This window comes from Saccharopolyspora sp. 6M (assembly GCF_020176775.1).
GTDB classification, from domain to species: Bacteria; Actinomycetota; Actinomycetes; order Mycobacteriales; family Pseudonocardiaceae; genus Saccharopolyspora_C; species Saccharopolyspora_C gregorii.
On sequence record NZ_JAIUJZ010000055.1, the window covers coordinates 1 to 23,076 of the forward strand.

At 73.0% G+C, this 23,076-nt stretch carries 21 protein-coding genes and 1 pseudogene; 9 read left to right on the forward strand and 13 right to left on the reverse strand.

Annotation, left to right across the window (positions count from 1 at the left end):
• The first annotated feature begins 145 nt into the window (after positions 1 to 145).
• Positions 146 to 730 (forward strand): TetR/AcrR family transcriptional regulator, encoded by a 585-nt coding sequence (locus LCD31_RS29500; RefSeq protein ID WP_224957354.1) that lies wholly within the window; start codon positions 146 to 148, stop codon positions 728 to 730.
• A 22-nt stretch (positions 731 to 752) separates the two neighbouring features.
• On the opposite strand, the gene LCD31_RS09405 is transcribed toward LCD31_RS29500, so the two are convergent.
• From LCD31_RS09405 to LCD31_RS09410, 3 genes are all read right to left on the reverse strand, one after another.
• Entirely contained in the window at positions 753 to 1,526 is a 774-nt protein-coding gene (locus tag LCD31_RS09405; RefSeq protein ID WP_224957355.1) for a VOC family protein, read from the reverse strand.
• Positions 1,527 to 1,790: 264 nt separating this feature from the next.
• Entirely contained in the window at positions 1,791 to 1,925 is a 135-nt protein-coding gene (locus LCD31_RS28985; protein ID WP_255615749.1) for a hypothetical protein, read from the reverse strand.
• A 37-nt stretch (positions 1,926 to 1,962) separates the two neighbouring features.
• The gene (locus LCD31_RS09410) at positions 1,963 to 3,183 is read right to left on the reverse strand and encodes an FAD-dependent monooxygenase (protein WP_224957356.1); all 1,221 of its coding nucleotides are present in this window, start codon (positions 3,181 to 3,183) and stop codon (positions 1,963 to 1,965) included.
• A 158-nt stretch (positions 3,184 to 3,341) separates the two neighbouring features.
• Between LCD31_RS09410 and LCD31_RS09415 the strand changes: the two are divergent.
• The 3 genes and pseudogenes from LCD31_RS09415 to LCD31_RS09425 all read left to right on the forward strand — a co-directional run.
• Positions 3,342 to 3,563 (forward strand): annotated as a pseudogene (locus LCD31_RS09415) (LysR family transcriptional regulator); the annotation flags it as partial.
• Between the two features lie 471 nt (positions 3,564 to 4,034).
• A complete protein-coding gene (locus LCD31_RS09420) occupies positions 4,035 to 4,415 on the forward strand; it encodes a hypothetical protein (protein WP_224957378.1) in 381 nt (126 codons plus the stop codon).
• A gap of 480 nt (positions 4,416 to 4,895) precedes the next feature.
• The gene (locus tag LCD31_RS09425) at positions 4,896 to 5,870 is read left to right on the forward strand and encodes a bile acid:sodium symporter family protein (protein ID WP_224957357.1); all 975 of its coding nucleotides are present in this window, start codon (positions 4,896 to 4,898) and stop codon (positions 5,868 to 5,870) included.
• A 284-nt stretch (positions 5,871 to 6,154) separates the two neighbouring features.
• Here LCD31_RS09425 and LCD31_RS09430 read toward each other — a convergent pair whose 3' ends face one another.
• Positions 6,155 to 7,102, reverse strand: coding sequence for a hypothetical protein (locus LCD31_RS09430; protein WP_224957359.1), 948 nt, complete (start codon positions 7,100 to 7,102; stop codon positions 6,155 to 6,157).
• A gap of 283 nt (positions 7,103 to 7,385) precedes the next feature.
• On the opposite strand from LCD31_RS09430, the gene LCD31_RS09435 reads away from it, so the two are divergent.
• Together LCD31_RS09435 and LCD31_RS09440 are read left to right on the forward strand one after the other, a co-directional pair.
• Entirely contained in the window at positions 7,386 to 8,261 is an 876-nt protein-coding gene (locus LCD31_RS09435; protein ID WP_224957360.1) for a universal stress protein, read from the forward strand.
• Between the two features lie 29 nt (positions 8,262 to 8,290).
• Positions 8,291 to 8,722, forward strand: coding sequence for a universal stress protein (locus LCD31_RS09440; protein WP_224957361.1), 432 nt, complete (start codon positions 8,291 to 8,293; stop codon positions 8,720 to 8,722).
• Positions 8,723 to 9,030: 308 nt separating this feature from the next.
• On the opposite strand, the gene LCD31_RS09445 is transcribed toward LCD31_RS09440, so the two are convergent.
• The 5 genes from LCD31_RS09445 to LCD31_RS09465 form a co-directional block, all read right to left on the reverse strand.
• Positions 9,031 to 9,846 carry a universal stress protein gene (locus LCD31_RS09445; RefSeq protein WP_224957362.1) on the reverse strand — a complete coding sequence of 272 codons (816 nt, stop codon included), beginning with the start codon at positions 9,844 to 9,846 and terminating at the stop codon, positions 9,031 to 9,033.
• A 329-nt stretch (positions 9,847 to 10,175) separates the two neighbouring features.
• A complete protein-coding gene (locus LCD31_RS09450) occupies positions 10,176 to 11,078 on the reverse strand; it encodes a universal stress protein (protein WP_224957363.1) in 903 nt (300 codons plus the stop codon).
• A gap of 166 nt (positions 11,079 to 11,244) precedes the next feature.
• Complete coding sequence (locus tag LCD31_RS09455) at positions 11,245 to 12,105, reverse strand: universal stress protein (RefSeq protein ID WP_224957364.1); 861 nt, start codon at positions 12,103 to 12,105, stop codon at positions 11,245 to 11,247.
• A 77-nt stretch (positions 12,106 to 12,182) separates the two neighbouring features.
• Positions 12,183 to 14,669 carry a glycoside hydrolase family 65 protein gene (locus tag LCD31_RS09460; RefSeq protein WP_224957365.1) on the reverse strand — a complete coding sequence of 829 codons (2,487 nt, stop codon included), beginning with the start codon at positions 14,667 to 14,669 and terminating at the stop codon, positions 12,183 to 12,185.
• A gap of 16 nt (positions 14,670 to 14,685) precedes the next feature.
• A complete protein-coding gene (locus LCD31_RS09465; protein ID WP_224957366.1) occupies positions 14,686 to 15,525 on the reverse strand; it encodes a universal stress protein in 840 nt (279 codons plus the stop codon).
• 253 nt (positions 15,526 to 15,778) lie between these two features.
• Between LCD31_RS09465 and LCD31_RS09470 the strand changes: the two genes are divergently transcribed.
• Complete coding sequence (locus LCD31_RS09470) at positions 15,779 to 16,657, forward strand: universal stress protein (protein WP_224957368.1); 879 nt, start codon at positions 15,779 to 15,781, stop codon at positions 16,655 to 16,657.
• Positions 16,658 to 16,761: 104 nt separating this feature from the next.
• On the opposite strand, the gene LCD31_RS09475 is transcribed toward LCD31_RS09470, so the two are convergent.
• Positions 16,762 to 17,766 (reverse strand): zinc-dependent alcohol dehydrogenase family protein, encoded by a 1,005-nt coding sequence (locus LCD31_RS09475; RefSeq protein WP_224957376.1) that lies wholly within the window; start codon positions 17,764 to 17,766, stop codon positions 16,762 to 16,764.
• 268 nt (positions 17,767 to 18,034) lie between these two features.
• Between LCD31_RS09475 and LCD31_RS09480 the strand changes: the two genes are divergently transcribed.
• Together LCD31_RS09480 and LCD31_RS09485 are read left to right on the forward strand one after the other, a co-directional pair.
• Positions 18,035 to 18,784, forward strand: a complete 750-nt coding sequence (locus tag LCD31_RS09480; RefSeq protein WP_224957370.1) for an HAD family phosphatase — start codon at positions 18,035 to 18,037, stop codon at positions 18,782 to 18,784.
• 154 nt (positions 18,785 to 18,938) lie between these two features.
• A complete protein-coding gene (locus tag LCD31_RS09485) occupies positions 18,939 to 19,259 on the forward strand; it encodes an FCD domain-containing protein (protein WP_224957377.1) in 321 nt (106 codons plus the stop codon).
• Positions 19,260 to 19,392: 133 nt separating this feature from the next.
• On the opposite strand, the gene LCD31_RS09490 is transcribed toward LCD31_RS09485, so the two are convergent.
• The 3 genes from LCD31_RS09490 to LCD31_RS09500 form a co-directional block, all read right to left on the reverse strand.
• A complete protein-coding gene (locus tag LCD31_RS09490) occupies positions 19,393 to 20,706 on the reverse strand; it encodes an alpha/beta fold hydrolase (protein ID WP_224957372.1) in 1,314 nt (437 codons plus the stop codon).
• Between the two features lie 182 nt (positions 20,707 to 20,888).
• A complete protein-coding gene (locus tag LCD31_RS09495; RefSeq protein WP_224957374.1) occupies positions 20,889 to 21,737 on the reverse strand; it encodes an LLM class flavin-dependent oxidoreductase in 849 nt (282 codons plus the stop codon).
• A 35-nt stretch (positions 21,738 to 21,772) separates the two neighbouring features.
• The gene (locus LCD31_RS09500) at positions 21,773 to 22,927 is read right to left on the reverse strand and encodes an epoxide hydrolase family protein (protein ID WP_224957375.1); all 1,155 of its coding nucleotides are present in this window, start codon (positions 22,925 to 22,927) and stop codon (positions 21,773 to 21,775) included.
• Positions 22,928 to 23,076 lie beyond the last annotated feature (149 nt).

Genomic DNA, 23,076 nt, shown 5'->3' on the forward strand with positions numbered 1-23,076 from the left:
GTGCTCACCCCGTTCTGGCCGACCCGGCGCGGATCGCTGTTCGACCAGGCGTGTCGGCGGGGCCCCCCCCCCCGGGGGGGCCCCCCCCCGCGCCGCCCCGGCCCCTGCGCGGTTCGGGGCGGCGCGGACGGACTAGTCTCGCGGCGTGGGCGAGAACGCTGCGGAGCTCGACGCGAACAAGGTCGATCGGGAGGAGCGCATCCTCGACGCCGTCCTGACGATCCTGTCCCGGCAGGGGATCGCGGGCGTCAGCATGCGCGCGGTGGCCCGCGAGGCCGGGGTCGCGCTCGGGTTGGTGAACTACTACTACGCCGACAAGACCTCGCTCATCGGGGAGGCGCTGCGCCGGATCGAAGCGCAGGACGTCGCCATCATCGATCCGGACCCGGCGAAGAGCCCGGCGGAGAACCTGCGCGCGGCGCTGCGCCGCGTCGCCGACCACGAGTTCCTGACCACGGAGTACCTGTCCCTCCGGTTGCAGCTCTGGTCGCTGGCCCAGGCGAATCCGGCTTTCGGGGAGATCAACACCGCGGCGCAGAAGCGCTACCGCAAGGAGCTGGCGAGGCTCATCCGCGGGGCGCGACCGGACCTGGCCCGGGCCGAGGCGACCAAGCGCGCCGCGGACATCGACATCATCCAGAACGGCATCTGGCTCACCGCGCTGCTGGGGCTGGACCGAGCGTCGATCCGGCGCAGTGTCGCCCGGTGCGAGCAGATCGCCTTCGAGTGAACGCGCCCGGCCGCGTCGGCGCTCAGCCGGGCAGGCCCAGCACCGCCGAGCCGAGCCCGATGCCCGCCCCGCCACCGAGCGACGGCCCCATGCCCCGGACACCGGGCCGGTCCGCGGCACGGACCCGGATGGTCCCGCCCGGCCAGCTGAAGTCGAGGTGCCGCTCGGTCTCGTACACCCGCCCGCCCAGGACGTCGTGGAACAGGCGGCGGGAGAACGCGAGGTCCGCGGTGTCGAGGTGGGTGCTGTGCAACGGCACCGCCGCGCCGGCGGGGGTCTCCCACGTCGAGGCCCACCAGTGCGGTTCGGTCGCGCCGCGGACGCTCGGCAGCTCCGCCACGTCGGGTTCTCCGCCCGCGCGCAGCTCTTCCGCGCTCGGGTAGGCGCGGTCGGACTGCGCGAGCTGGATGACGGTCCGGTGCTGCGGTCCCGGGGGGAGGAACGCCTCGCGCCACGGCGCGTGCCCGTAGTCCTCGCCGACGACCTCCGCGCCCAGCTCCCGCACCCGCGCGACGGCCGCCCGCAGGTCCGGCACGCTGAATGTGAGGTGGTGCGGGCCTTCGCCGCGCTTGTCGAGGTGGCGGGTGAGGAAACCTGGCCCGGTCGGCTCCAGCAGCTCCAGCCGAGCTCCGCCGGTGCGCTCGCCGGTCTGCAGCAGCAGGTAGCGGAACTCCGGCAGGGATTCACCGGCGATCGGCACCACCCCGATCTCCCGCCGGAGGCGGCGCGCCCAGGACAGCGCGTCGTGCACGGCGAACGAGGTGTGGTCCAGGTCGATGCCGCCGGTGTCGGCCACGGAGGAGTCCTCTCCGGACGCGGAGGAGGGGTGCGGGACGGAGCACTCCTCCGGGAACTCCGCCCACCGGGAATTCTGCTGACCGCGCGCATGCCGATCAAGAGTTGAACGAATGTCCGACCGGTGAGATTCGCCGCGCACCGCTCGGGAATCCGCGCGTGCCGATCGGTCGAATCCGGGGCCGTGCGCCTGCGGTTCCGCGGAGCGGCGAACCGCGTTTCGGCGCCTCGGCGGAGGATGCGGCGAGGGTTTCCGCGGCACGCGTCACCCGTCGCGGAGGGCCGCCGCGGTCCACTGCACCGAACGATCGACGATCTCGGGGGAAGTGGTTCGACGGATTTCGCAGAGCTGGCCCGGGTATTCGGCGAGATCCTCGGGTTCGGGAAAGCGGTCGAACACCTCGGGCCTCCGCCACCGGAGCGGCGGATCGGGCCGCTCAGCGGTGTGCGACCGGCAGCTCGTCGGGCAGGAAGTCGCTGCTCGTGGAACGCGGGTCGGCGGAGGCGCGGAGGACGGGGAAGACCTCGGCGCGCAGGTCCGCCTCGTACTCGGCGATCGCCGCCGGCAGCGCGGATTCGCCCTCGGCGGCCCGCTGCAGCGCGTTCGTCAGCGCCGCGGCGTCGCGCAGGGCGCTGTTGGCGCCGGCGCCGAAGGTCGGCGGCATGGCGTGGATGGCGTCGCCGAGCAGCGTCACCCTGCTGGTCTCCCACGGTTCGGCCGGTTCCAGGTGGCGGATGGACTGCCGGAACAGCGTGTCCGGGTCGACGTGCTCGACGAGCTCGACGAGCCCCGGGTGCCAGCCGGTGACCGCGGCGCGCATCGCGGCGTGGAGCTGGTCCGGGGTCGCGCTCCACAGCTCCGGGATCCGCGCCGCCGAGGGGCCGCCGCGGGGCAGGCCGAAGTTGACCATCATGTACGGCTCGACCGGATCGATGTCGGCGCCGGGGGCGAGCTCGGCCACCGCTTCGGCGACCGGTCGGCGCGGCTGGTAGGCGCCGTAGGCGAACACCACCCCGTCCGGCCCGCTCGCGGTGACGAAGCCGTCGAACAGCTCCGCGGGCAGGGCGGCGGCCAGTTCGTCCGTGAGCGGGGCTCGCGACGCCACCCCGCGCAGGCCGGTGTCGACGGTCGCCACGTGCGGCAGCAGCTGCCCGCGGACCGCCGAGCGGATGCCGTCCGCGGCGACGAGGACGTCACCGGACGCGGCGGAGCCGTCGGTGAACAGCAGCCGCACGCGCTGCCCGTCGTCCTCGAAACCGCAGGCGGTCCGTCCGAAGTGGAGGACGTCCTCCAGCCCGACGCTCATGATCTGGCGCAAGGTGCGCCGGTTGACCGCCGTGTGCGGACGCTCCGGGTCGTTGGCCGGGCCGATGTGCGGGCGGGTCCCCAGCTCGCGCGCCCGGTGGTCCAGCAGGACCAGGCACTCCCGGCGGGGCTTCTCGCGGGAGGTCTGCACGTAGAGCTCGTACAGGTCGTCCGGCAGGCACTGCCGCAGCGCGCCGCCACCCGCGGCGTTCATGTGCAGCCGGTACCCGGCCTGCACGATGCCCGGAGCGCTCTCGTACACCGCGCAGCTGATCCCGCGCCGACGCAGCCCCTGCGCCAGGCAGAGACCTCCTATTCCGCCTCCGGCGATCAGGACGTGGAACGACGACACCGACTTCCTCCCCAAGGTTGGGCGCGATCCGGCCGCGGGCCGGTTCTGCCCGCCGGACGACGACATCCGCAGCCGATCCGGTCTGCTGCCCTCCACCCTGCGACCGCCGGGCCCATCGGGGAAGCCGTGATCGCCTATGTTGGTCATCGGGAATGCCGATGGCCGGGCGAGGTGCGATGGGGCTGGATCTGAACCTGCTCGTGTCGCTGGACGCGCTGCTGCACGAACGCAGCGTCACCAGAGCGGCGCAACGGCTCGGGCTGAGCCAGCCGACGTTGAGCACCGCGCTGGCCCGGTTGCGCAGGCACTTCGACGACGAACTGCTCGCCAGGACGGGCAACGCCTACGAGTTGACCGCGTTGGGAGAACGGCTCGCCGAGAACACGACGCAGGCGCTGATGTGGAGGGGGGGGGGGGGGGGGGCCCCCGCCGCGGGGGGGGCGGGGGGCGCGGCCCCCCCCCGGGGGGGGCCGCGCGGGGGGGGGGGCCCCCCCCCGCCGGGGGGCAACCGCTACTTTGTTCCCGGGGGTGTTCCCCGGCCCCCCCTAACCCCCCCCGCGGGGGGTGTGGGCCCCCCCGGGGGCCCCCCCCCCCGGGGCGCAATTCGACCCGGAGCGCTCCGACCACGAGTTCACCCTGGTCGTCGCGGACTGCCACCTGCCGACGTTCGGCCGCGTCCTGACCGACCTCGTCCGCGGGCACGCGCCGCACGTGCGGCTGAAGTTCCAGCACAGCACCGCCCACATCGTCGCCCGGGCGTCCGAGCACCTGCGCACGGTCGACGGCATCGTCCTGCCGCAGGGCGTGCTGGTGGACTTCCCGTCCCTGCACCTCTACCGGGACCGCTGGGTGTGGCATCGGCGGGCACCACCGCGGAAGCCGTCGAAGCCGATTTCGCCGAGCGGACCTGGGTGGTGGCCTACCAGCCGCCGTTCTCCGCGCTCTCGCCGATGCCCAGCCCGCTCGCCGGTGGTGCGCGGCTCGACGTCGCGGTCATCACCGAGAACTTCCTGTCGGTCCCGCACCTGGTCGCGGGCACCGACCGCCTCGGCCTGATGCCGGAGCGCATCGCCCGCACGCACTCGGGCCCGGGCATCAGCATCGTCGAGCTGCCCGTCGAGCTCGGGTACCTGGTCGAGTCCTTGTGGTGGCATCCGATGCACGAACGCGACCCCGCCCACGCCTGGTTGCGGCGCCTGGCGGCCGAGGCGGGACGAGCCCTCGATCGGTGAGCCCGCAGCGGCGGGCCTGGCCCATTCCGCGTGCGGGTTCGGATCGGCGGGCTGGTGGGGCCTCTTCCACCGCGGTCGGACGCCGCTGCCGCGCGGTGCGGTGATTCGCGGCCGCGGCCGCGGCACCGGTCGGCGGCCTCCTGGCGAGGAGCCTCGCCGGCCGTCACCGCGCCGGAGTCCGGCCGTCCGTGCGCGCTCAGCGAGGTCGTGATCGATCGGCGGGGCGCTCGTCCGTCGCATCCGGACTCCCGCGGCCGCCGTCCCGGGCGCACGGACAGCACCGACCCGAGAACCGAGCGTTGGCGGACCGGCCCGCTCGTGGGCGAAATATGTCCCGGACGGAAGGGGGAGTGCGAGATGGTCCGCGATCGCGCCCCGCGGCCTGGAGGCCGTCGGCCCGCGTGAGGTAGCTTCGCCTCGCCACGCGGTATCGACCGTGGTATCGGCAGCGTGACCGGGGCTGCCCGGTGTGGAGGAACGATGATCTCGCGCATAGGCGCATTCAGCCAGCTGGTCGGCCGCTGGTTCCCGCTGATCGTGTTGATCGCCGGGGCGATCGCGCTGTCCTTCCCGAGCACGTTCGCCGGGTTGACCTCGGTGGTTCCCTGGCTCCTCGCGGTGATCATGCTCGGGATGGGCATGACCCTCGAACCGCGGGATTTCGCCTACGTGGCGCGCCGTCCGGTGGCGTTCGCGATCGGGGTCGTCGCGCACTTCGTGATCATGCCGCTGCTCGCCTGGCTGCTGACCCTGGTCCTCCCGCTGAGCCCCGAGCTGGCGGTCGGCGTGATCCTGGTCGGCTGCGCGCCGAGTGGTACTTCGTCGAACGTGATGGTCTTCCTGGCCAAGGGGGACACCGCGCTGTCGGTGGCGATGAGCAGCGTGTCCACCCTGGTCGCCCCGGTCGTGACGCCGTTCCTGGTGCTCTGGCTGGCCGGGAGCTACCTGCCGGTGAACCCGACCGAGCTGATCGTCGAAATCCTGCAGATCGTGCTGGTCCCGGTGATCCTCGGCTTCACCTTGCGGCGGATCGCCGGAACCGTGGTGGCGAAGGCGCTGCCGGTGCTGCCGCTGATCTCGGTGATCGGGATCACCGGCGTCGTGGTCGCCGTGGTGTCGGGCAGCGCGGACAAGCTGCTCAGCGTGGGGCCGATCGTGGTGCTCGCGGTCGTGCTGCACAACCTGCTCGGCGTCGTGCTGGGCTACGTGGCCGCCCGGGTGGTCGGCATCGACGAGGCGGCCCGGCGCGCGATCGCGCTGGAGGTCGGCATGCAGAACTCCGGCCTCGCGGCCAGCCTGGCCTCGACCTACTTCTCCCCGGTCGCGGCGCTGCCCGGCGCGATCTTCTCGGTGTGGCACAACATCTCCGGCTCGCTGGTCGCCACCTACTGGGCCCGACGCCCCGCCGCGGTCACCGGGACCGAACCGAGTCGGCAGGCGAGCAACGAGGTGTGACCTCGGCGGCTCAGCGCACCGGCCGGGCACCGCGCCGCAGCCCCTGAGCCGCGGGCCAGCACATCGGGACGCTCCCCGGCGTCATCCGGTCCGCCACCGCCCGTTCCCTCGGGCTCGGTGAACGTCGATCCGGATTCGACGCAGACGGGTCGTGGATGGTGCGGCGCCGGGACGTGCAGTCGTTGCGCCCGCGGCGTGTCCTCCGAGCAGGGCACGAGCCGGAGGGGAACGGCGGAGGGTCAGTCGCCCCCGCCGCGCATCCAGGTGCAGCGTTCGAGCACCCGTCAGGTCTCGTGGCCGAAGCGCATCAGGATGTGCGGGAACCCGTCGAGCTCCAGTTCTTCGGCGAGCGCCGTGCGCACTTCGCGCAACCGGAGCGGTTGGGTCATCACCGACGCGGCGATCCCGCGCGAGGTCGCCTCCAGCCACACGAGTTCCAGCGCTCGACCGATCCGCTCGTGATCGTCCGCGGTGTCACCGGTGCTGCAGAGGACGAGTGCGGAGTCGTGCTCGAAGCGTGCCGCAAGCAGCGTCTCGTCGGGAAGTCTGGTGCGGTCGGTCACCAGGCCGACGGCGGGAAGACCGCGCCGGCCCAAGGAGCTCTCCGCGATGCCGGATTCCGGCTCCTGGCCGCCGGGTTCGTCCTCGTGCACGATCCAGTGGGCGAGTTCGCGCTGGTATGCGTCGTCGTCCTGCATCACGCGCGCCGCGTAGCCGAGCGAGCGCGCCACCGCGTGCGCCTCGGCCGTGTCCGTGATCCAGTGCGTCTCGCCGCGAGCGAGCCCGGCGGCGGCCCCCAGCGAGGTGCGTTCGGCCGGAGACAGCTGCCGTCCCGGGAAGGTGCCCCGGTAGCTGCGCCGGTGCTCGATGGCGGCGAAGCGACGTTCGGTCTCCTGCCCCGGGTGCGTCCGGTGGGCCGCGGTGACCGTCGTGATCGCTCGGTCGCACCCGGGTTCCGCCACCTCGTGCACGTCCGGGACCAGGCCGAGGTGTTCCACCGCCAGCAGGAGGTTGGTCAGTGCGGTGCCCATCGAGAGCTCGCGGTCGCGTCCCAGCGGATCGTGCTCGTCGAGCAGGTCGACCGGGTGCCTGCGCAGTTCGGCCACGTCCTCGCGGACCGCGAACGTCCAAGGCCGTGCGTTGTGCACGGACGGGGCCGCCTCGACCGCGGCGTTCAGCACTGCGCGCTCCGGGGCGCTCCACACGTGCGCGCGGGGGTTCCGCTCCGCCATCACCTGGACCGTTCCTCGTTCCGGGCGCCGGGGCTCGCCATCGCCCACCGCTCCTGGCCGACGTCGGGCTCGTGTCCTCGCATACCGCACCACCTGCGTTCCGTCCTTCCGGGCGCAGCACCCAGGATGTGCCACGTCCCGGGGGCACGGCAGGGTCGTTGGGCCCCGGAACGACCTCTCCGGGACTCTCGACCCTGTCCCCCCGGGCATGCGGTGGGTGCACTCTGATGCCGTGCCGGAGGGTGTTCGCCGGGGCCGGCGATCGACGCGGGGGGAGTGCACCGTGGTGGAACGGACGGTGGTGACCGGGATCGACGGGTCGTCCTCGGCCCTCCGCGCCGCTCGCTGGGCGGCCGGGGAAGCGCGCCGGAGGTCGGCGCGACTGCACCTGCTGCACTGCGACGTGAAGTCGCTCGTCGTCGTGCCCGACGCGCCGGTCGTGCCACCGCGGCAGATGTTCCTGGACAGCGTTCGGGAGGAAGCCGAGGAGTCCCTGCGCCTGGCGGAGGAGCAGGTGCGCGAGGTCGCGCCCGACGTCGTCGTGGAGACCGAGTTCCGCATGGAGGCTCCGTCGAGCGGTCTCGTGGAGCAATCCCGGCGAGCGGAGCTGGTGGTGCTGGGCAGCCGCGGGCTGGGCGGATTCACCGGGCTGCTGATCGGTTCCGTGGCCATCGCGGTGGCGGCGCACGCGCAGTGCCCCGTCGCGGTCGTCCGCGGCGAGCACGAACCGGACGGGACCGAACCGGTCGTGGTCGGAGTGAGCGGGTCCCGGCACGACATCGCCGCCCTCGGTTGCGCTTTCGGGTTCGCGGCAGCGCGGGAGGTGCCCCTGCACGCGGTCCACGCCTGGCACTCCCTGGCCGGCGACGAGGCGCGACTGCGACACCGGGTCGACGACGGATGGGCGGTGACCCGGTCCGACGAGGAGCGCTTGCTGACCGAGGCGCTGGCGGGCTGGTCCGAGGAGCATCCCGATGTCGTGGTGCAGCGCTTCGCGCCGCTGGACAAACCGGTGCGGGCCTTGCTCTCGCACGCGGAGCGAGCGCAGCTCGTCGTGGTCGGAGCTCGTGGACGGGGAGGTTTCACCGGGTTGGTGCTGGGGTCCACGAGCCAACAGCTGGTGCAGCACTCGCCGTGCCCCGTGGTGATCGCACGGTGAGGAACGTGCCGGGCGGGGAGGAGGCGACGATGACCGAGGCCGACCGGATTCTGGTGGGTGTCGATGGTTCCCCCGGTTCGCGGGCCGCGCTCCGGTGGGCGTTGGGCTACGCGGACCGCGCCGGAGGCGAGATCACGGCGCTGATCGCGTCCGGGATACCCGCGATGATCGACATCGCGATGCCGCTGCCCGGTGAGGGAGCGGCCGAGCACGCGGCCGCGGTGTTGCGGCAGGCCGTGGACGAGACGCGTGCCGACGACGGCCGCCACGTGCGTCGCCTCGTCATCGAGGACCACGGCGCCCCCGCGCTGCTCGCCGAGGCGGCGAGCGCCGACCTGCTGGTGGTCGGGCACCGCGGTCGCGGGGGATTCGCCGGCGCGCTGCTGGGTTCCGTCGCGCAGCACTGCGTCCGCCACGCGCCGTGCCCGGTGGTGGTGGTCCGCGACGTGCTGAGCTCGTGAGGCCCTCTGCCCGTGACGCGTCACCGAGGTGCGGCGGGACCGGGGAACCGCTCCGCGTTCGCGAGGTCGCGGGCGCACACCGCGCAAGTTCGCTGCCGCGCGCTTCGGCGAAGGCCAACTCCGGCGGCTCACCGCTCCAGGTGGGCGACCGGTATTCCTTCGGTGGGAACGGATTCCCCGGGCAGCCCGGAGACCTGCGTTCGTGAAGGGTCCTCCGATGCGTGCGGCGGCCCTCGCCGCGTTCCCGCCACAGCAGTGGCAGGAATCAGCCGGTGATGCCGGGCTGCGCGGGAGTTCGTCGGCCGGAGTCACCGAACGACGGCCACCGGGCATCGCGCGTGGTGCAGCACCCCCGAGGCGACCGATCCCAGGAACAGGCCGCTGAAGCCACCGCTGCCGCGATGACCGACGACCAGCAGCGGGGAGGTCGCGGCCGCGTCGACGAGAGCGGGTACGGGATGCGCGAGCACGGCGACGGCGCGTGCGCGGAGTCCCGGGTACCGGTTCGTCCACTCGGCGAGCTGCTGGTGCGCGTGCTGCTCGATCCGCAGCTGCGTCTCGTCGCGCTCGGCCGGAGGAAGCGAGGGCGCGAGCAACCCGGCCTCGTGCCAGGCCTGCACCGCCAGCAGTTCGCATCCCCGAGCCGCCGCGGCGTCGAGGGCGAAGCGCAGCGCGTTGTCGATGCCGGGGGAGTCGTCCAGACCCACCACGACCGGTCCGCCGGAGTGCTCGACGTCGCCGCGCACCACTACCACGGAGCCGGAAGCCCGGGTGGCCACCTCGGAACTCACCGAACCCAGCAAGGCGTCGGCGAATCCGCCGAGCCCGCGCGAGCCCAGCACCAGCAGCCGGGCGGCTTCCTCGGCGCGCAGCAGCCCCTCGACGGGATGACCGGCACGGACCTCTGCACTGACCGGCACGTCCGGCGCCGCCTCCCGGCAGGCGGCCGCGGCCTCGCGCACGGCTTCGCCCGCGGAACCATCTCGGGCGGGATCGTCGTTGATCAGCAACACGTGCAGCCGCGTGCTGTGGCGCCGGGCTTCCCCAGCCGCCCACTGCGCTGCCTCGATGGAGCGGACCGAACCGTCGACGCCTGCCACGATCGCGTTCTCGGGCTGCGACATGGCGATGCCTCCTCGCCTCGACGTGCCTTCGCGGGTGGTCGGCCCAGCCGGGCCCCTCGCACGACGTCGCCAGGATGGCGCAACGGCCACCACCCGCGCAGGGACCGAAAGTCCTCGCGGGACGCGGACACCGCGTTCATTGCTCGGCGAAGTCGCGCAGGAGTTCGCGTGCGGTCCGGCCCGGCGCGGGGGACGGTGGTCGCGGGTTCCGGTGGCCAGCCCGCGCGCACGCCCAGTCGCGGATGCTCCAGCCCGGTCGGGACCTCCTCGCGGATGGCGGCGCCCCGGTCGAACCGCCCGGTCGTGGGGGCGGGAAGGCCCGGAGTCGATCAGGAAGGCGGCCTCCCGCGCACCACCAGGACCGGACAGGGGGCGTGGTGCAGGAGGGCTTGGCTGGTGGAGCCGAGCAGCAGCCCGCTGAACCCACCGCGCCCCCGAGCGCCCACGACGACGAGCCGGGCCCCGTCGGCGCGGGCGAGCAGCGCGCCCGCGGCCGAGCCACGTTCGACGAAGCGGTCCACCACGACGTCCGGGTACCGCTCGCACCAGCCCGCGAGCAGCTCCGCCAGCAGCAGCTGCTCGCGGTGGCGCACCTCGTCCTCGGCCGGGCCCACCCGCAGCCACGTGGCGTCGACGCCGACGATGTCCCAGGTGTGCACGACGTGCAGCGGGGCTTCCCAGGCCGCGGCCGCCTCGAACGCGTGCGCCAGGAGGAGTTCCGCCTCCCGCGAACCGTCCAGGCCCACGACCACGGGGCCGTCGACCAGCCCCTGCCCGCGGTCGCTCCTGCCGCGCACCACCGCCGTCGTGCTGTGGCTGTGCGCGGCGACGGCCAGCGCGACCGAACCGGCCAGCAGGCCGGTGAAACCTCCCAGACCTCGATCACCGACCACCACGAGCTCGGCGCCGCGCGATTCGTCGATCATCACCGATGGCGGGGTGCCGGGGCACGACTCGGTTTCCACGGGCACGCCGGGGCTTTCCGAACGCGCGGAGTCGGCGGCCTCCGCCAGCCACTTCTCCACCTCGACGCGCACCGGCGCGTGGTGCTCGCGAGGCCACGGCAGCCCGGGGAGCTCCGGGAGCACGGGCAGCGCGAACACGTCGGCGTAGACGATCCGCAAGGTGGTGCCCCGCCGAGCGGCCTCTCGGGCCGCCCACCGCACGGCACCGCGCGCGGTCCCCGAACCGTCGATGCCCACGACCACCGGATCTCGGGCGTCTCCGCTCATGTCGTCCCCCTGTTCCGGCTCGACACCCCGCAGCGAGGGGGCGAGCGCACCCGGCGCCTGCGGCGAACCGCTCGACCCGGCCACGTTCGACCGTGCGCGATTCCTGCGCCGCCCGCATCTCAGCAGGAGATCGGGCGCGCGCCTCGCATCGGCACCACGTCGGCGCTCACGCGGGAGGACGGACGACCAGCAGCGGACAGGGCGCGCAGTGGGCGAGCGCCCGGCTGGTCGACCCCAGCAGCATCCCGGTGAAACCGGCATGGCCACGGCTGCCGATCACGAGCAGTTCGGCGCGCGCCGCGTGGGCGAGCAGCGCCCGGACGGGGCGGTCGTGCTCGACCGAACGGTGCAGCTCCACGTCGGGGAAGCGCTCGGTGGCTCCGGCGAGGCGTTCGGCGAGCAGGCGGTGGGCATCCCGTTCCCGGTCGGGGTCCGAGATGTCGGAGGTGAGGTCGTTCCAGTCCTCGGCGGCGACCTCGCGCCAGGTGTGCACGGCCAGCAGCGGAACTCCGCGCAGGCCGGCCTCGTGCAGAGCCCAGCGGAGGGCGTGATCGGCGACCCCGGCGGAGTCCACGCCGACGACGATGCCGCCATCCCGGCCGGGCCCGCGCGACTCGCGCACGACCGCCACCGGGCAGGCGGCGAGCGCGATCGCCGCCTCCGCCGTCGAGCCGAATTCGAGCCGCGCTCCTGACTCGTCGAGCCCGTGGCTCCCGACGACGAGCAGGTGCGCCGCGGTCGACTCCGCGACCAGCCGCTCGGCCGCGTCGTCGCGCTCGACGTCCCCGCGGACGCCCACGGCCGGCGCACGTCCGCGCGCGACCCGCTCGGCGGTGTCGAGCACGTCGCGCGCTCGGCGGCGGGCTCCTTCGTCGTCCCGCGGGGTGACCTCGTCCGGCAGCACCGCGAGCAGCCGCACCGGAAGCCCCCGCAGCTCGGCTTCCCGGGCGGCCCACTCCACCGCGCCGAAGGCGGGGGCGGATCCGTCCACACCGACCACGATTCCTGCCTTCCGCTGTCCGGTCACGATCGCGCACCTCCCGGCATCGGCCCCGCAGCGAAGGTACGACCGAGCCGCGCGGGACGCGATGCGGCGGCGGTCGTTCAGCCCGCGGAGCGGTTCCGCCGATCCGCCGTGGCGGTGCCCGGTCCCGTCCTGTCGTGGCGGACCCGCACCCGAGCGGCCTCCCCCCGCTCCCAGCGGAACGTCGCGACGTCACCGGGGGCCAGCTCCACCTCGCAGTCCCCGCAGGCGCACCTGATCGAGCCGCCGGTGGGGCCGCCTCGGCCGACCCGCACCACCGCGGTGCGGCCGGTGACCGACAGGGACACCGGGTGCTCCCGGTAGCGCAGGTCGAGCTCCAGCTCGCCCAGCTCCGGTGGCCAGCACGGGTCGAGCCGCAGCGCCTCCTGTCTGGCCTCGACCCCGGCGAAGCAGCGCTGGAGCAGGTCGATGGTCCCGGCCATCGCGGCGAGGTGGACACCTTCGCGGGTGCTGCCGCCGCGGGTGTCGTGCACGTCGGCCTCCAGCACCCGGTGGAAGTGCTCCCACGCCCGCTGCCGGTCGGACCTGGCCAGCACCCAGGCGTGCACCACGGAGCTGAGGGTCGAGCCGTGACTGGTGCGCCGCAGGTAGTGCTCGATCGTCTCCGGGATCCGGTGGGCCGGGAACGGATAGCCCAGTCCCGCGAGGACGTCGCGCAGCTCTTCCGCGGACAGCAGGTAGAACAGCATGAGCACATCGGCCTGCTTGGAGGCCTGGTAGCGGTTCGGGTCGTCGCCCTCGGCCTCCAGGATGCGGTCCAGGCGCCGGATGTCGCCGTAGCGCCGCCGGTAGCCGTGCCAGTCGAGCTCGGCCAGCTCGTGGTAGCCCTCGAACTGGCTCGGGATGCCGTCGTGGAAGGGCACGAACAGCTTGCGGGACAACCGCTTCCAACGAGCGATCTCGGCTTCGCGCAGTCCCAGCTCGGCCATGAGCTCCCGTCGGCGCTCCGGCGCGAGAACGGTGAGCACCCGGGCGGCCGTCCGGCACAGCCACGCGAGCATGACGTTGGTGTAGGCGTTGTTGTCGATCCCGGCGGTGGCGGCGCCCGGGTAGGCGGTGTGGTATTCGTCCGGGCCGACCACTCCTTCGACGACGTAGTGGTCCCGGCTCGGGTCGTAGCGGGCGAGGCCGGCGGCGAACCGGGTGATGTCCAGGATCAGCTCCGCGCCGAAGTCGCGGAGGAACGCCGTGTCCGCGGTCGACTGGTAGTAGTGCCACGTGTTGTACGCGATCGCGATGCCGATGTGCCGCTGCAAGTGGGTGTCGTCGGTCAGCCACCGCCGCGATCGCGGGTTGAGGTGCAGGCGTTGGCTCTCCTCCCGGCCATTGCTGCCGCTCTGCCACGGGAACATCGCGCCGACCCGCCCGGTGCGGCGTGCGGCGCTGCGCGCCTGGTGCAGCCGCCGGTACCGGTACAGCAGCAACGCGTGAGCCTCGTCGGCGGCGCGCAACGCCAGAACCGGCAGCACGAACAGCTCGTCCCAGAACACGTGGCCCCGGTACGCCTCGCCGTGCAGACCCCGAGCGGGGACGCCCACGTCCAGGTCGGCGCTGTTCGGCGAGATCGTCTGGAGGAGGTGGAACAGGTGCAGGCGCACCGCGCGGCGGATGTCCCCGGCGCCGCGGATCCCGCAGCGGAAGGCCCGCCACGACTTGAGCCAGGCCGCACGGTGCGTCTCCAGCAGCGATTCGAACCCGCCGGCCTCGGCGACCAGCTCCGCGGACTCCGCCGCCGGCTCCGAGATCGCACGGTCGCGCGAGGTGTGCAGCGCCACGACCTTCTCGATCACGACGCGCTCGCCGGGCCGCGCGGCCACCACGAGCTCGTGCGCGATGCGGTCGGCTTCCACCACGGTCGTTCGCGGAGGGCTCGGCTCCCGGCGGTCGGTCCTGACGCGGGTGCGTGCCGCTTCGGCGACTTCGATGCGCGACCAGGCGGTGCGAGCCCGCAGGCCGAGGGTTTCGGGCGAGTGCTCGTGCACCTCGAATCCGGTGAGGTGAGCACCCTCCAGCGCTTCGTACCGGGCGACTCCGGTGTTGCGCACCCGGCCGTCGAGGCCGCTGCGGAAGGTGATGGTGCTGCTGTGGTCCTCGGGAACGAGCGTGGTCTCCAGCGCCGCCAGGTGCGGGAGACCCATGTGGACGATGCGGCGCTGCGTCAAGGTCGTGGTGCGCCCGGCCCGGTCGCGGAACCGGCACCGCCTGCTCAGCAGCCCCCGTTCGAGGTCCAGTTCGATCTCGTGCTCCAGCAGCGTGCACCGGCTCAGGTCGAACCAGTCGCCGTCGTCGAAGCGGAACGTCAGCGGCAACCAGTTCGGCAGGTTCACCATCGACTCCGTGGTGATCTCCTGCCCGGCGACCTCGGCGGTCCGGCGGTCGTAGCACCCCGCCGCGTACGTGCCCGGGTAGTGCACCCCGTCGTCCTCCGCCTCCGGAGCCGCCCCGCGGGTGGCGAAGTAGCCGTTGCCCAGCACGCACAGCGCCTCCCGCCGCCCCTCGTCGGCGGGGTCGAAGCCGCTGAACGTCCACGCGCGATCATCGGTCATCAGGCCCGGCCTCCGCTCAGCCGCTCCGGCCGGGGCGCGCACCTTCCAGCGGCACCACGGCGACCGGGCAGGCAGCCCGGTGCAGCACGCCGCGCGAGACCGATCCCAGCAGCGCCTCGGAGAACCCACCGGATCCGCGACGCCCCACGACCAGCAGGCGGGCACCGCTCGCGGCCTCGGTCAAGGCGGAGATCGGGTCCATCGAGCTGGTGAGGCGGCGCACGGTGACGTCGGGGTGGTCCGGGGCGAACCCGGCCACCGCTTCAGCGAGTGCGCGCTCCGCGCGCTCGACCAGTTCCTCGCGGTCCGGGTGCTCGAACGGGCCGGGGATGAACGCCGAATCCGGCGCCGCCTGCACCGCGACCACGTCGCAGCGCAGCGCTTCCGCCGTTTCGCAGGCGAATTCCAGGGCGCGGTCCCCGTGGACCGACCCGTCGACACCGGCCACGACGGTTTCCCGCCGCACCTGCTCGGCCGCCCCGCGCACCACCACCGCCGGGCACGTGGAGCGCGTCGCGACTTCCAGGGCCACCGAGCCGAGCACGGCGTCGTGCAGCGCCCGGTGTCCACGCGATCCGAGCACCAGCAGCGATGCGTGGCGCGCCACCTCCAGGAGCCGGGGAACGGCCCGGCCGGTCCGCGCCTCGACGCGCACTCGTCGAGGCGCGCCGTTGCGTTCACGGATCTGCGCGGCGAGGTCGGTCAGCCAGCCGGGACGGGTCCCGCCCGGATGCGGCCCGGTGCCGATGGTGAGCAACAGCAGCTCGTCGCCGCAGAGCGCCGCGTTCGCGCAGGCCCACTCGACCGCGCGCTCGGATTCGGGCGTGCCGTCCACCGCGATCGCGCACCCCGGCATCGCATCCCCCTTTCCTCGTTCCCAGGCTGGCAAAGGCACCTGCCCGGGGCATCTCGGCGTCCGGTCTCCTTCGGCGGTGGCGAGCGGGCGCGGGTGGAACCGCTCGGCGCGCCGCTCCGCGATCGCGGCGGGAGCGGGCGGCGGCCATCGCGGGACCCCGGCACCTGCGGCGGCGCGCAGGCATGGACGAAAGCCCGTTCCGGGCGCCCTTCGGCGGTGCGACCGTGAGGTGGTTCCTCGTGGAGGAGGTGGCATGAGCAGTGCCCGGCCCGGTCCGGTCGTCGCGGGGTTCAGCGGAACGCCCGGATCCCGGCAAGCGCTGCGGTGGGCGTGCCGCGAAGCCGCGGTGCGGCGGCGAGAACTGCACCTCGTGCGCGCGTTCTCCACGCCGCTGGAGGAGCTGACGCGGATCCACTTCCCCGCCGAGCCCGTCGACTTCGGACTGCTGCACGCGGACGTGGAGCACGAGGTGAGCGGGACGGTCGCGGAGTGCGCGCGGGACTGGCCGGAGTTGACCATCACGGGCGAGAGCCGGCTCGGGCACCCCGCGCTGGTGTTGCGGGAAGCCGCGGAGGACGGCGACCTGCTCGTGCTCGGACCCGCACAGCACGGGCGGCTGCACCACTGCCTGCTCGGATCCACGTCCGACGAGCTGCTGCGGGGCTCCGCGGTGCCCGTCGTCTTCGTCCGCGGGACGGAGTGGGTGGAACGCCACCGAGTCGTGGTCGGCGTCGACGGCTCCCGGATCAGCGCCCGGGCCGTGGGATTCGCCTTCGACCACGCGGCGCGGCACGGTGCCGAACTCGTCGCGGCTCTCGCCTGGGACGAGTTGCCGCGGGACGCGATCGCCCCGGCCAGGTGGAGCCTCGATTGGACCGACGTCACCCGCGGCTGCGAACGGCAGCTCGCCGAGTCCCTCGCCGGGTGGCAGGAGCAGTACCCCGACGTCCCGGTGCGGCACGAGGTCACGACGACGGAACTCCCGGCGGAGCTGCTGCTGCGCCACGCACGGGAAGCGGGGCTCGTGGTCGTGGGACGGCACGGCCGGTTCCTGATGCACGCGGCGATGGTGGGCTCCACCGGCCGTGCGGTCGCCCACCGGGCACCGTGCCCCGTCGCCGTCGTGCCCTGACGCACGCGGCCCGGTTCCGGTGCCGGCGGCTCGCCGGTTCGGACTCAGGTGCCCAGGGGCTCGCCGGTTCGGACTCAGGTGCCCAGGGGCTCGCCGGTTCGGACTCAGCCGCCTGGCAGCAGGACGGCGGCCCCGTGCACGCGATCGTCGGCCAGGTCCCGCAGCGCCGCGTCGGCCCGGTCCAGCCGGTACGGCGTGGTCGTCACCCGCAGGCGGTGCTGGTCGGCGAAGCGCAGGAAGTCCACCCCGTCGCCCCGGGTGTTCGCGGTGACGCTGCACAGCGCGCGTTCGTGGAACAGGTGCCGCTGGTAGTCGAGCTCCGGGATCGTCGTCAGGTGGATGCCGGCGATCGCCAGCGTCCCGCCGCGCCGCAAGGCGGCCAGCGCCACGGGAACCAGCTCGCCGACGGGGGCGAACAGCACCGCCGAGTCCAGCGGTTCCGGTGGTTCGTCCGCCAAGCCACCGGCGGTGGCCGCCCCCAAGTCGAGCGCGAGCGCCCGGGCGCGCGCGGACCGGGTGAGCACGTGCACGCGTGCGCCGCCGGCCACGGCGACTTGGGCGGTCAGGTGGGCACTCGCGCCGAACCCGTACAGGCCCAGCACTCCGCCCGCCGGGACCTGAGCTCGGCGCCACGCCCGGTAGCCGATCACCCCGGCGCACAGCAGCGGTGCCACCTCGGCGTCGGTGTACCCGGCAGGCAACCGGTAGGCGTAGGCGGCGGGCACCGTGGTGAACTCGGCATAGCCCCCGTCGGCGTCCCAGCCGGTGAAGCGCGAGCGGGGGCAGAGGTTCTCCCTTCCCCGCAAGCAGAACCCGCATCGCCCGCACGTGCCCCGCAACCACGGGATGCCGACCCGTTCGCCCAAGTCGAAACCGGTGGCGGCCGGGTCGCAGGCCACTACTTCTCCGACGACTTCGTGGCCCGGCACGACGGGCCGGCGGTGGGCGGGCAGGTCGCCCTCGGCGAGGTGCAGGTCGGTGCGGCACACCCCGCAGGCCAGCACCCGCACCAGCAGCTCGCCGGAGTCCCGGGACGGGACGGGGCGCAGCACCCAGCGCAACGGCTGCTCCGCGAGCGGGCCGGGCTCGCGCACGATCCACGCGTTCATGGTGTCGGCGATGGATGCCATCCCGTCCTCCCGGGGCGGCCCGCCGTCCCCGTCCGGGCCGCCGGCCTCGACCGATGTCCTGCGGGTACCAACCTGGCACGCGCCGAACCGCTGGTACCAGAGAACATCGGCCCGCTCCCCGCGGCGGATTCCGATCGGCGGGAGCGTCGTTTCCCGGAACGCGGGCGGCGGGCATCCCGGAGCGGCAGTCGATGCGGCGGCCGGGTGCCGGCGGCGATCGACCCGACGCGACGGGGGAGCGGTGGTAGTGGTCCGCATCGATCCGCACGAGCACGGCGCGGCGTTGTTCGACCTCGACGGGGTGCTGACCGACACGGCCTCGGTGCACCGCGCGGCGTGGAAGCGGCTGTTCGACCAGTACCTGGCGGGTCGAGCGGAGCGTCCCGGCCCGTTCACCGAGGAGGACTACCTGCGCCACGTCGACGGCAGACCTCGGGACGACGGTGTGCGCGCATTCCTGGGATCCAGGGGGATCGACCTCCCGGCCGGTTCCCCATCCGACCCTCCGGGGCACGAAACGCTGGTAGGGCTGGGAAAGCTCAAGGACCGGTACTTCCGCGACGCGGTCGGCGCCCACGGCGCGCGTGTGCTGGACGGTGCGGTGGAGCTGGTCACGTCGTTGCGCGCGCGGCGCGTGCGGACGGCGGTCGTGTCTGCCAGCCGCAACTGCGCGCTGGTGCTGGACGGTGCGGGCATCGCCGGGTTGTTCGACGTCTCGGTCGACGGCGTCGTGGCGGCGGAGCTGGGTCTGCGCGGCAAACCGGATCCGGCGACGTACCTGGAAGCCGCCCGCAGGCTCGGGTGCGCTCCCCGGCGATCAGCGGTCCTCGAGGACGCGGCGGTGGGTGTCCGAGCCGGTCGTGCCGGTGGGTTCGGCCTCGTCATCGGCGTGGCCACCGCCGCGGACCCCGGATCCCTGCGAGATTCCGGCGCGGACGTGGTGGTGCGTTCGCTGCGCGAGGTAGCGGTGGACGGCGCATCGCCTTGCGAGCGCTGAGGATGCCGCCGTCCTCACCGGACCAGGGCGCCCGGGCACGCGCGTGGTGCAGCACTCCGGTGCCACCGAGCCCACCAGGGGCCGCTGAAGCCGGCGTTGCCGCGATGGCCCCGTCGCCCGCCTCCCCGTCACCCGCGCCTGGGGTGAGGAAACCCTGACCGCCCACCGAGCGTTCCACCGCGCCCTCTACGCCGCCTCGCACAACGACGTGCTGATCAAGATGCTCGACGACGTCTGGGACAAGTCCGACCGCTACCGGCGGATCGGGCTGGAACTCCCGCCCGGCGACGAACCCCGCACCCGCGACCACCGCGAACACCACGAGCTGTGCGACCTCATCGCCGCCGCCGATGCGCCTGGAGCGCGCGAGCTGATGCGCGCGCACATCGAGCGCAGCCTCACCGGCTCCGCCATCGACGCCCGCGAACACCGGGAACGCCGCGGCTTCCCGGAAGCGGGCTCCGAAGCCAGCTGACGCCGGCGCCGAATCCCGGTATCACGCACCTTTTTCGTTGCAGGTCAACGATCTCGGTGGCCTGATCGCGGCCGGATACGTGCGCATGTGGCCTTCGGGCCTGCTGGAATCAGGCTGGTGCCCGGCTGTCCGCTCACCGCGTGCTCCGGCCGAATTGCGTTGCCAGGAAGGCGGTCTGGTCGCGCACCGCGCGCTCGAACAGGTCGCCCACGTAGATGTCGAAGTGGTCGCCCTCGTAGCGGCCGATCTGCACGTGGTCCTGCCCGGCGGCGAGCAAGGTTTTGGTGTCGGCGGGTGCGGCCCGGTCGTCCTCGCACACGCACAGCAGGGTGGGCGCGGTGATCTTCGGCAGGTCCTTTCCCGGCCGGTACGGCGGTAGCCGCAGCGCTAACCGGGCCGCGACCCCGTTGGCGCTGTCGGCCCCGCCGCCGGGTCCTTTGAGGACGCCCCAGAGGGTGTCGCGGCCGACCCCGGCGTCAACAGGCCGGACGGGATCGCCACCGGTCTCGACGTTCTTCGACAGTCCCCTCCCCAGCGACGACATCTTGGTCACGGCCGCGGAGGTCCGGGGGGGGAGAGCCGGGTTCCCGGGGGCAGCAGCCGCGACGCTTCGGCGATCGCGCTCGGCGACACGAGGTAGGCGGGCATCCACCACACACCCACCACCGGAGCGAGCACCGGCTTCGCGCCGAACAAGGACCCCACGGTGTCGAGCACCCCGGCGGCGATGAGCCACAGCATGCTCAACGGTGAGCTGCGGAAACGTGAGAACAGCGAAGGCCGTCGGTGAACGGCACTGGGCCACCACAGCGGCCAGCTGGTGGTCCTCACTCGCGATCCGCAGCGCATGGCCTCCGCCGAACGAGGTTCCCCACACCGCGATCCGATCGGTGTCGACTCCTGGCAGCGACCGGCCGTAGGCCAGTGCGGCTCGCCGATCGTCGAGCTGATCGTTGATGTCGAGCAGCTGTCGAGGCGAGCCCTCGCTGGCCCCCAGGTACCGGTAGTCGAACACCAGCACCATCCAGTCCCGCTCGGCGAACCGCTCCGCGAACGTGTTCAGCCGCCACTCCCGCATGGCGCCGAGTCCGTGCGCCATGAACACCAGGGCGACAAGGACGAGTTGCTCGTGGCCGTCGCCGACCGCTATTTCCAAGCGCTGCTGCACGAGCACGCCTCGCTGGCGGACCGTCCGCTCGCCGAGCAGTTCCGCTGGTTGATCGAGAGGCTGCGGCCGGTCGAGCACCTGGTCGCCACGGTGCACAACCGGGTCGCCGTCTCGGAGTCGGTCCGCGAGTGGCACACCGGCTTCCACCGGCGCTTCGAGAACCTCTTCGAGCAGACAACTCGCCGACTCCCTGACCGCCGAACACCGCACCGCGGAATTCGCTGCCGCGACCTTCGTCCTCGAAAGCGCGATCACCCACAGCATCGACGAGGCCACCACGGAACAACTCTGCAAGATCACCGCCGATCGCCTGCACCGGGTGGCCGAGGCGGAGCGATCTAGGGAGTGACGCGGTAGAGGTCTGCTGCCTGCTGCTGGGAGTGGGAGCGGCATCGCGCGCGGTGGGCCGCGCTGGGCATTCGCTGCCATGCGGGTCGGAATGTCGGCTCCCTGCCGGCTGTTCAGGTGACGATGTCGGCGAGCCGGGTGATCTCGTCGGGATCGTCCGTGGCGGGAACGAAAATGATCTCGTCGACACCGAGGCCGGTGTAGACCGTGATGGTCTGCTCGATCGTCTCCCTGGTGGTGCAGAGCACCGCGTTGGTGGCGATCTCCTTCGGGGCCAGCCGGTAGAAGTCCTGGATGTTCGCCCGTCCGGCCTCGGTGTCGCCCAGTGCGAAGTAGGCGAGCACGACGAGTTTCGGGGCGCCCTGGCGGCCTGCCTCCTGCCAGGCCCGCTTCGCCGCCTCGAAGCGCGGCGCCGTCATGGCCGGCGGCAGCGAACCGCCGATGTAGCCCTCGCCCCAGCGCACCATGCGGTCCAGCGCGCGAGCGGTGTACCCGCCGAACAGCATGGGGACTTGCCGGGTTCCCGATGGCACGGCTGGGTTCGGTCCGTTGCCGACCGGGGCGCCGGCCCAGACCTCGCGGTAGGTCGCCAGGTCGGATTCCAACCGCGCGCCGCGACCGTGCAGCTCGTGCCCGGGCACGGTGAATTCGTCTTCGCGCGAGCCGACGCCGACGCCGAGCGTGAGACGGCCGCCGGAAACACCGTCGATGCCCGCGATCTCCTTGGCCAGCAAGGCCCCAGGCCACGTCGGGGCCAGCAGGACCGCGCTGAGCAGTCCGATCGTGGTGGTCGCCCCCGCCGCGGCCGCGAGCGCGACGGTGTCACTCACACCCGGGTACGCGTAGCGCCCGGTCGTGGCGAGGGTGGAGAACTCCGCTTCCTCAGCCCGCGCGGCCCAGCGCGGAATGGTCGATGCGGTGACATCACGCACCTGATTCGGAAGTCCGATGCCGATCTGCACAGCGATTCCTCTCTGCGGTTGGGGCGATCCGCCGGTCAGGGCGTGCCAGGAAGGGAGCGGAAGAATTCCCGGATGTCGGCGATGAGCACCTCCGGTGCTTGCAGGGCGGGGAAGTGCCCGCCCTGGTCGTGCTCCCGCCAGCGTGTGACCACATTGGACAGTCGCGCCAGGTCCTGGATGGCGTTGTCCCCGGGGAAGTTCGCCACCGCCGTCGCAGCGCCCGATGGCGACGGCCTCCCCGCCAGCAGCTCGGCTCCGGCCTCGAAGTATAGGCGTGCCGCCGAGCCCGCGGTCCTGGTCAGCCAGAAGATGGTGACGTTGGTCAGGATCGCGTCCCGGTCGACGGGGGTCTGCTCGGTCTGCGCGGGGTCGTAGTCGACGAACCACTCCAGGTTCCAGGCCAGCTGCCCGACCGGCGAGTCGTTGAGCGCGTAGGCGATCGTCTGCGGGCGGGTGCTCATCTCGTGCATGTAGCCGGAGCGCCCGTACCACCACCGCTCGTGGTCGAGCGCCCGTTCGCGATCGGTTTCGCTGAGCAGTTCACGTTCGTCGGGGGACATGGGCCAGGCGGCGAAGGCCAACGCGTTGACGTGGACCCCGATCACCCGTTCACCGGCCACCCGACCCAGCTCGGGTGCGATGAGACTGCCGAAATCCCCGCCCTGGACCGCGTAGCGCTCATACCCCAGCTTGCTCATCAGCTCAGCCCAAGCGCGGGCGGTGCGGTGGACACCCCAGCCGCGCTCGTGGGTCGGGCCGGAGAAGGCGTACCCGGGCAGCGAGGGCGCGACTACGTGAAAGGCGTCGGCAGGGTCGCCGCCGTGTGCGCGGGGATCGGTCAGCGGTCCGAGGATCGCGTGGAAGTCGGCGACCGTGCTGGGCCACCCGTGGGTGATGATCAGGGGCGTCGCGTCCGGCTCGGGCGAGCGGACGTGCAGGAAGTGGATGTTCTGCCCGTCGAGCTCGACGGTGAACTGCCGGTGCGCGTTCAGCGCGGCCTCGTGCGCTCGCCAGTCGTAGCCCTCGCGCCAGTGATCGGCCAGATCCCTCAGCCACGCTTTGTTGACGCCGTAGGACCAACCGACGCCGGGCAGCTCATCGGGCCAGCGGGTGCGGTCCAGCCGCTCTGCCAGGTCCACGAGGTCTTCTTCAGGGATGTTGATCCGGAATGGGCGAGGTTCGGATGCCATTCGACTCTCCTGGGTTGTGAAGTCCGCACTGCGGCGGCAAGCCGCGGACGGTGGTGTTACTACTTGTAACAAAACTGATCTTGGTGGCACGGTGGTCGTAGGTTGGTCTTGTTGTCGTTGTGGAGGTGTCTGGTGGCCCGGCGGCGACC

What these genes read in the sequence shown, in the direction of transcription:
- LCD31_RS09500 (WP_224957375.1), bottom strand. Translation starts at nt 22,927, where the DNA reads ATGGCATCCGAACCTCGCCCATTCCGGATCAACATCCCTGAAGAAGAC.
- LCD31_RS09460 (WP_224957365.1), bottom strand. Translation starts at nt 14,669, where the DNA reads ATGACCGATGATCGCGCGTGGACGTTCAGCGGCTTCGACCCCGCCGAC.
- LCD31_RS09475 (WP_224957376.1), bottom strand. Translation starts at nt 17,766, where the DNA reads ATGAACGCGTGGATCGTGCGCGAGCCCGGCCCGCTCGCGGAGCAGCCG.
- LCD31_RS09450 (WP_224957363.1), bottom strand. Translation starts at nt 11,078, where the DNA reads ATGAGCGGAGACGCCCGAGATCCGGTGGTCGTGGGCATCGACGGTTCG.
- LCD31_RS09425 (WP_224957357.1), top strand. Translation starts at nt 4,896, where the DNA reads ATGATCTCGCGCATAGGCGCATTCAGCCAGCTGGTCGGCCGCTGGTTC.
- LCD31_RS09440 (WP_224957361.1), top strand. Translation starts at nt 8,291, where the DNA reads ATGACCGAGGCCGACCGGATTCTGGTGGGTGTCGATGGTTCCCCCGGT.
- LCD31_RS09445 (WP_224957362.1), bottom strand. Translation starts at nt 9,846, where the DNA reads ATGTCGCAGCCCGAGAACGCGATCGTGGCAGGCGTCGACGGTTCGGTC.
- LCD31_RS09470 (WP_224957368.1), top strand. Translation starts at nt 15,779, where the DNA reads ATGAGCAGTGCCCGGCCCGGTCCGGTCGTCGCGGGGTTCAGCGGAACG.
- LCD31_RS09430 (WP_224957359.1), bottom strand. Translation starts at nt 7,102, where the DNA reads ATGGCGGAGCGGAACCCCCGCGCGCACGTGTGGAGCGCCCCGGAGCGC.
- LCD31_RS09465 (WP_224957366.1), bottom strand. Translation starts at nt 15,525, where the DNA reads ATGCCGGGGTGCGCGATCGCGGTGGACGGCACGCCCGAATCCGAGCGC.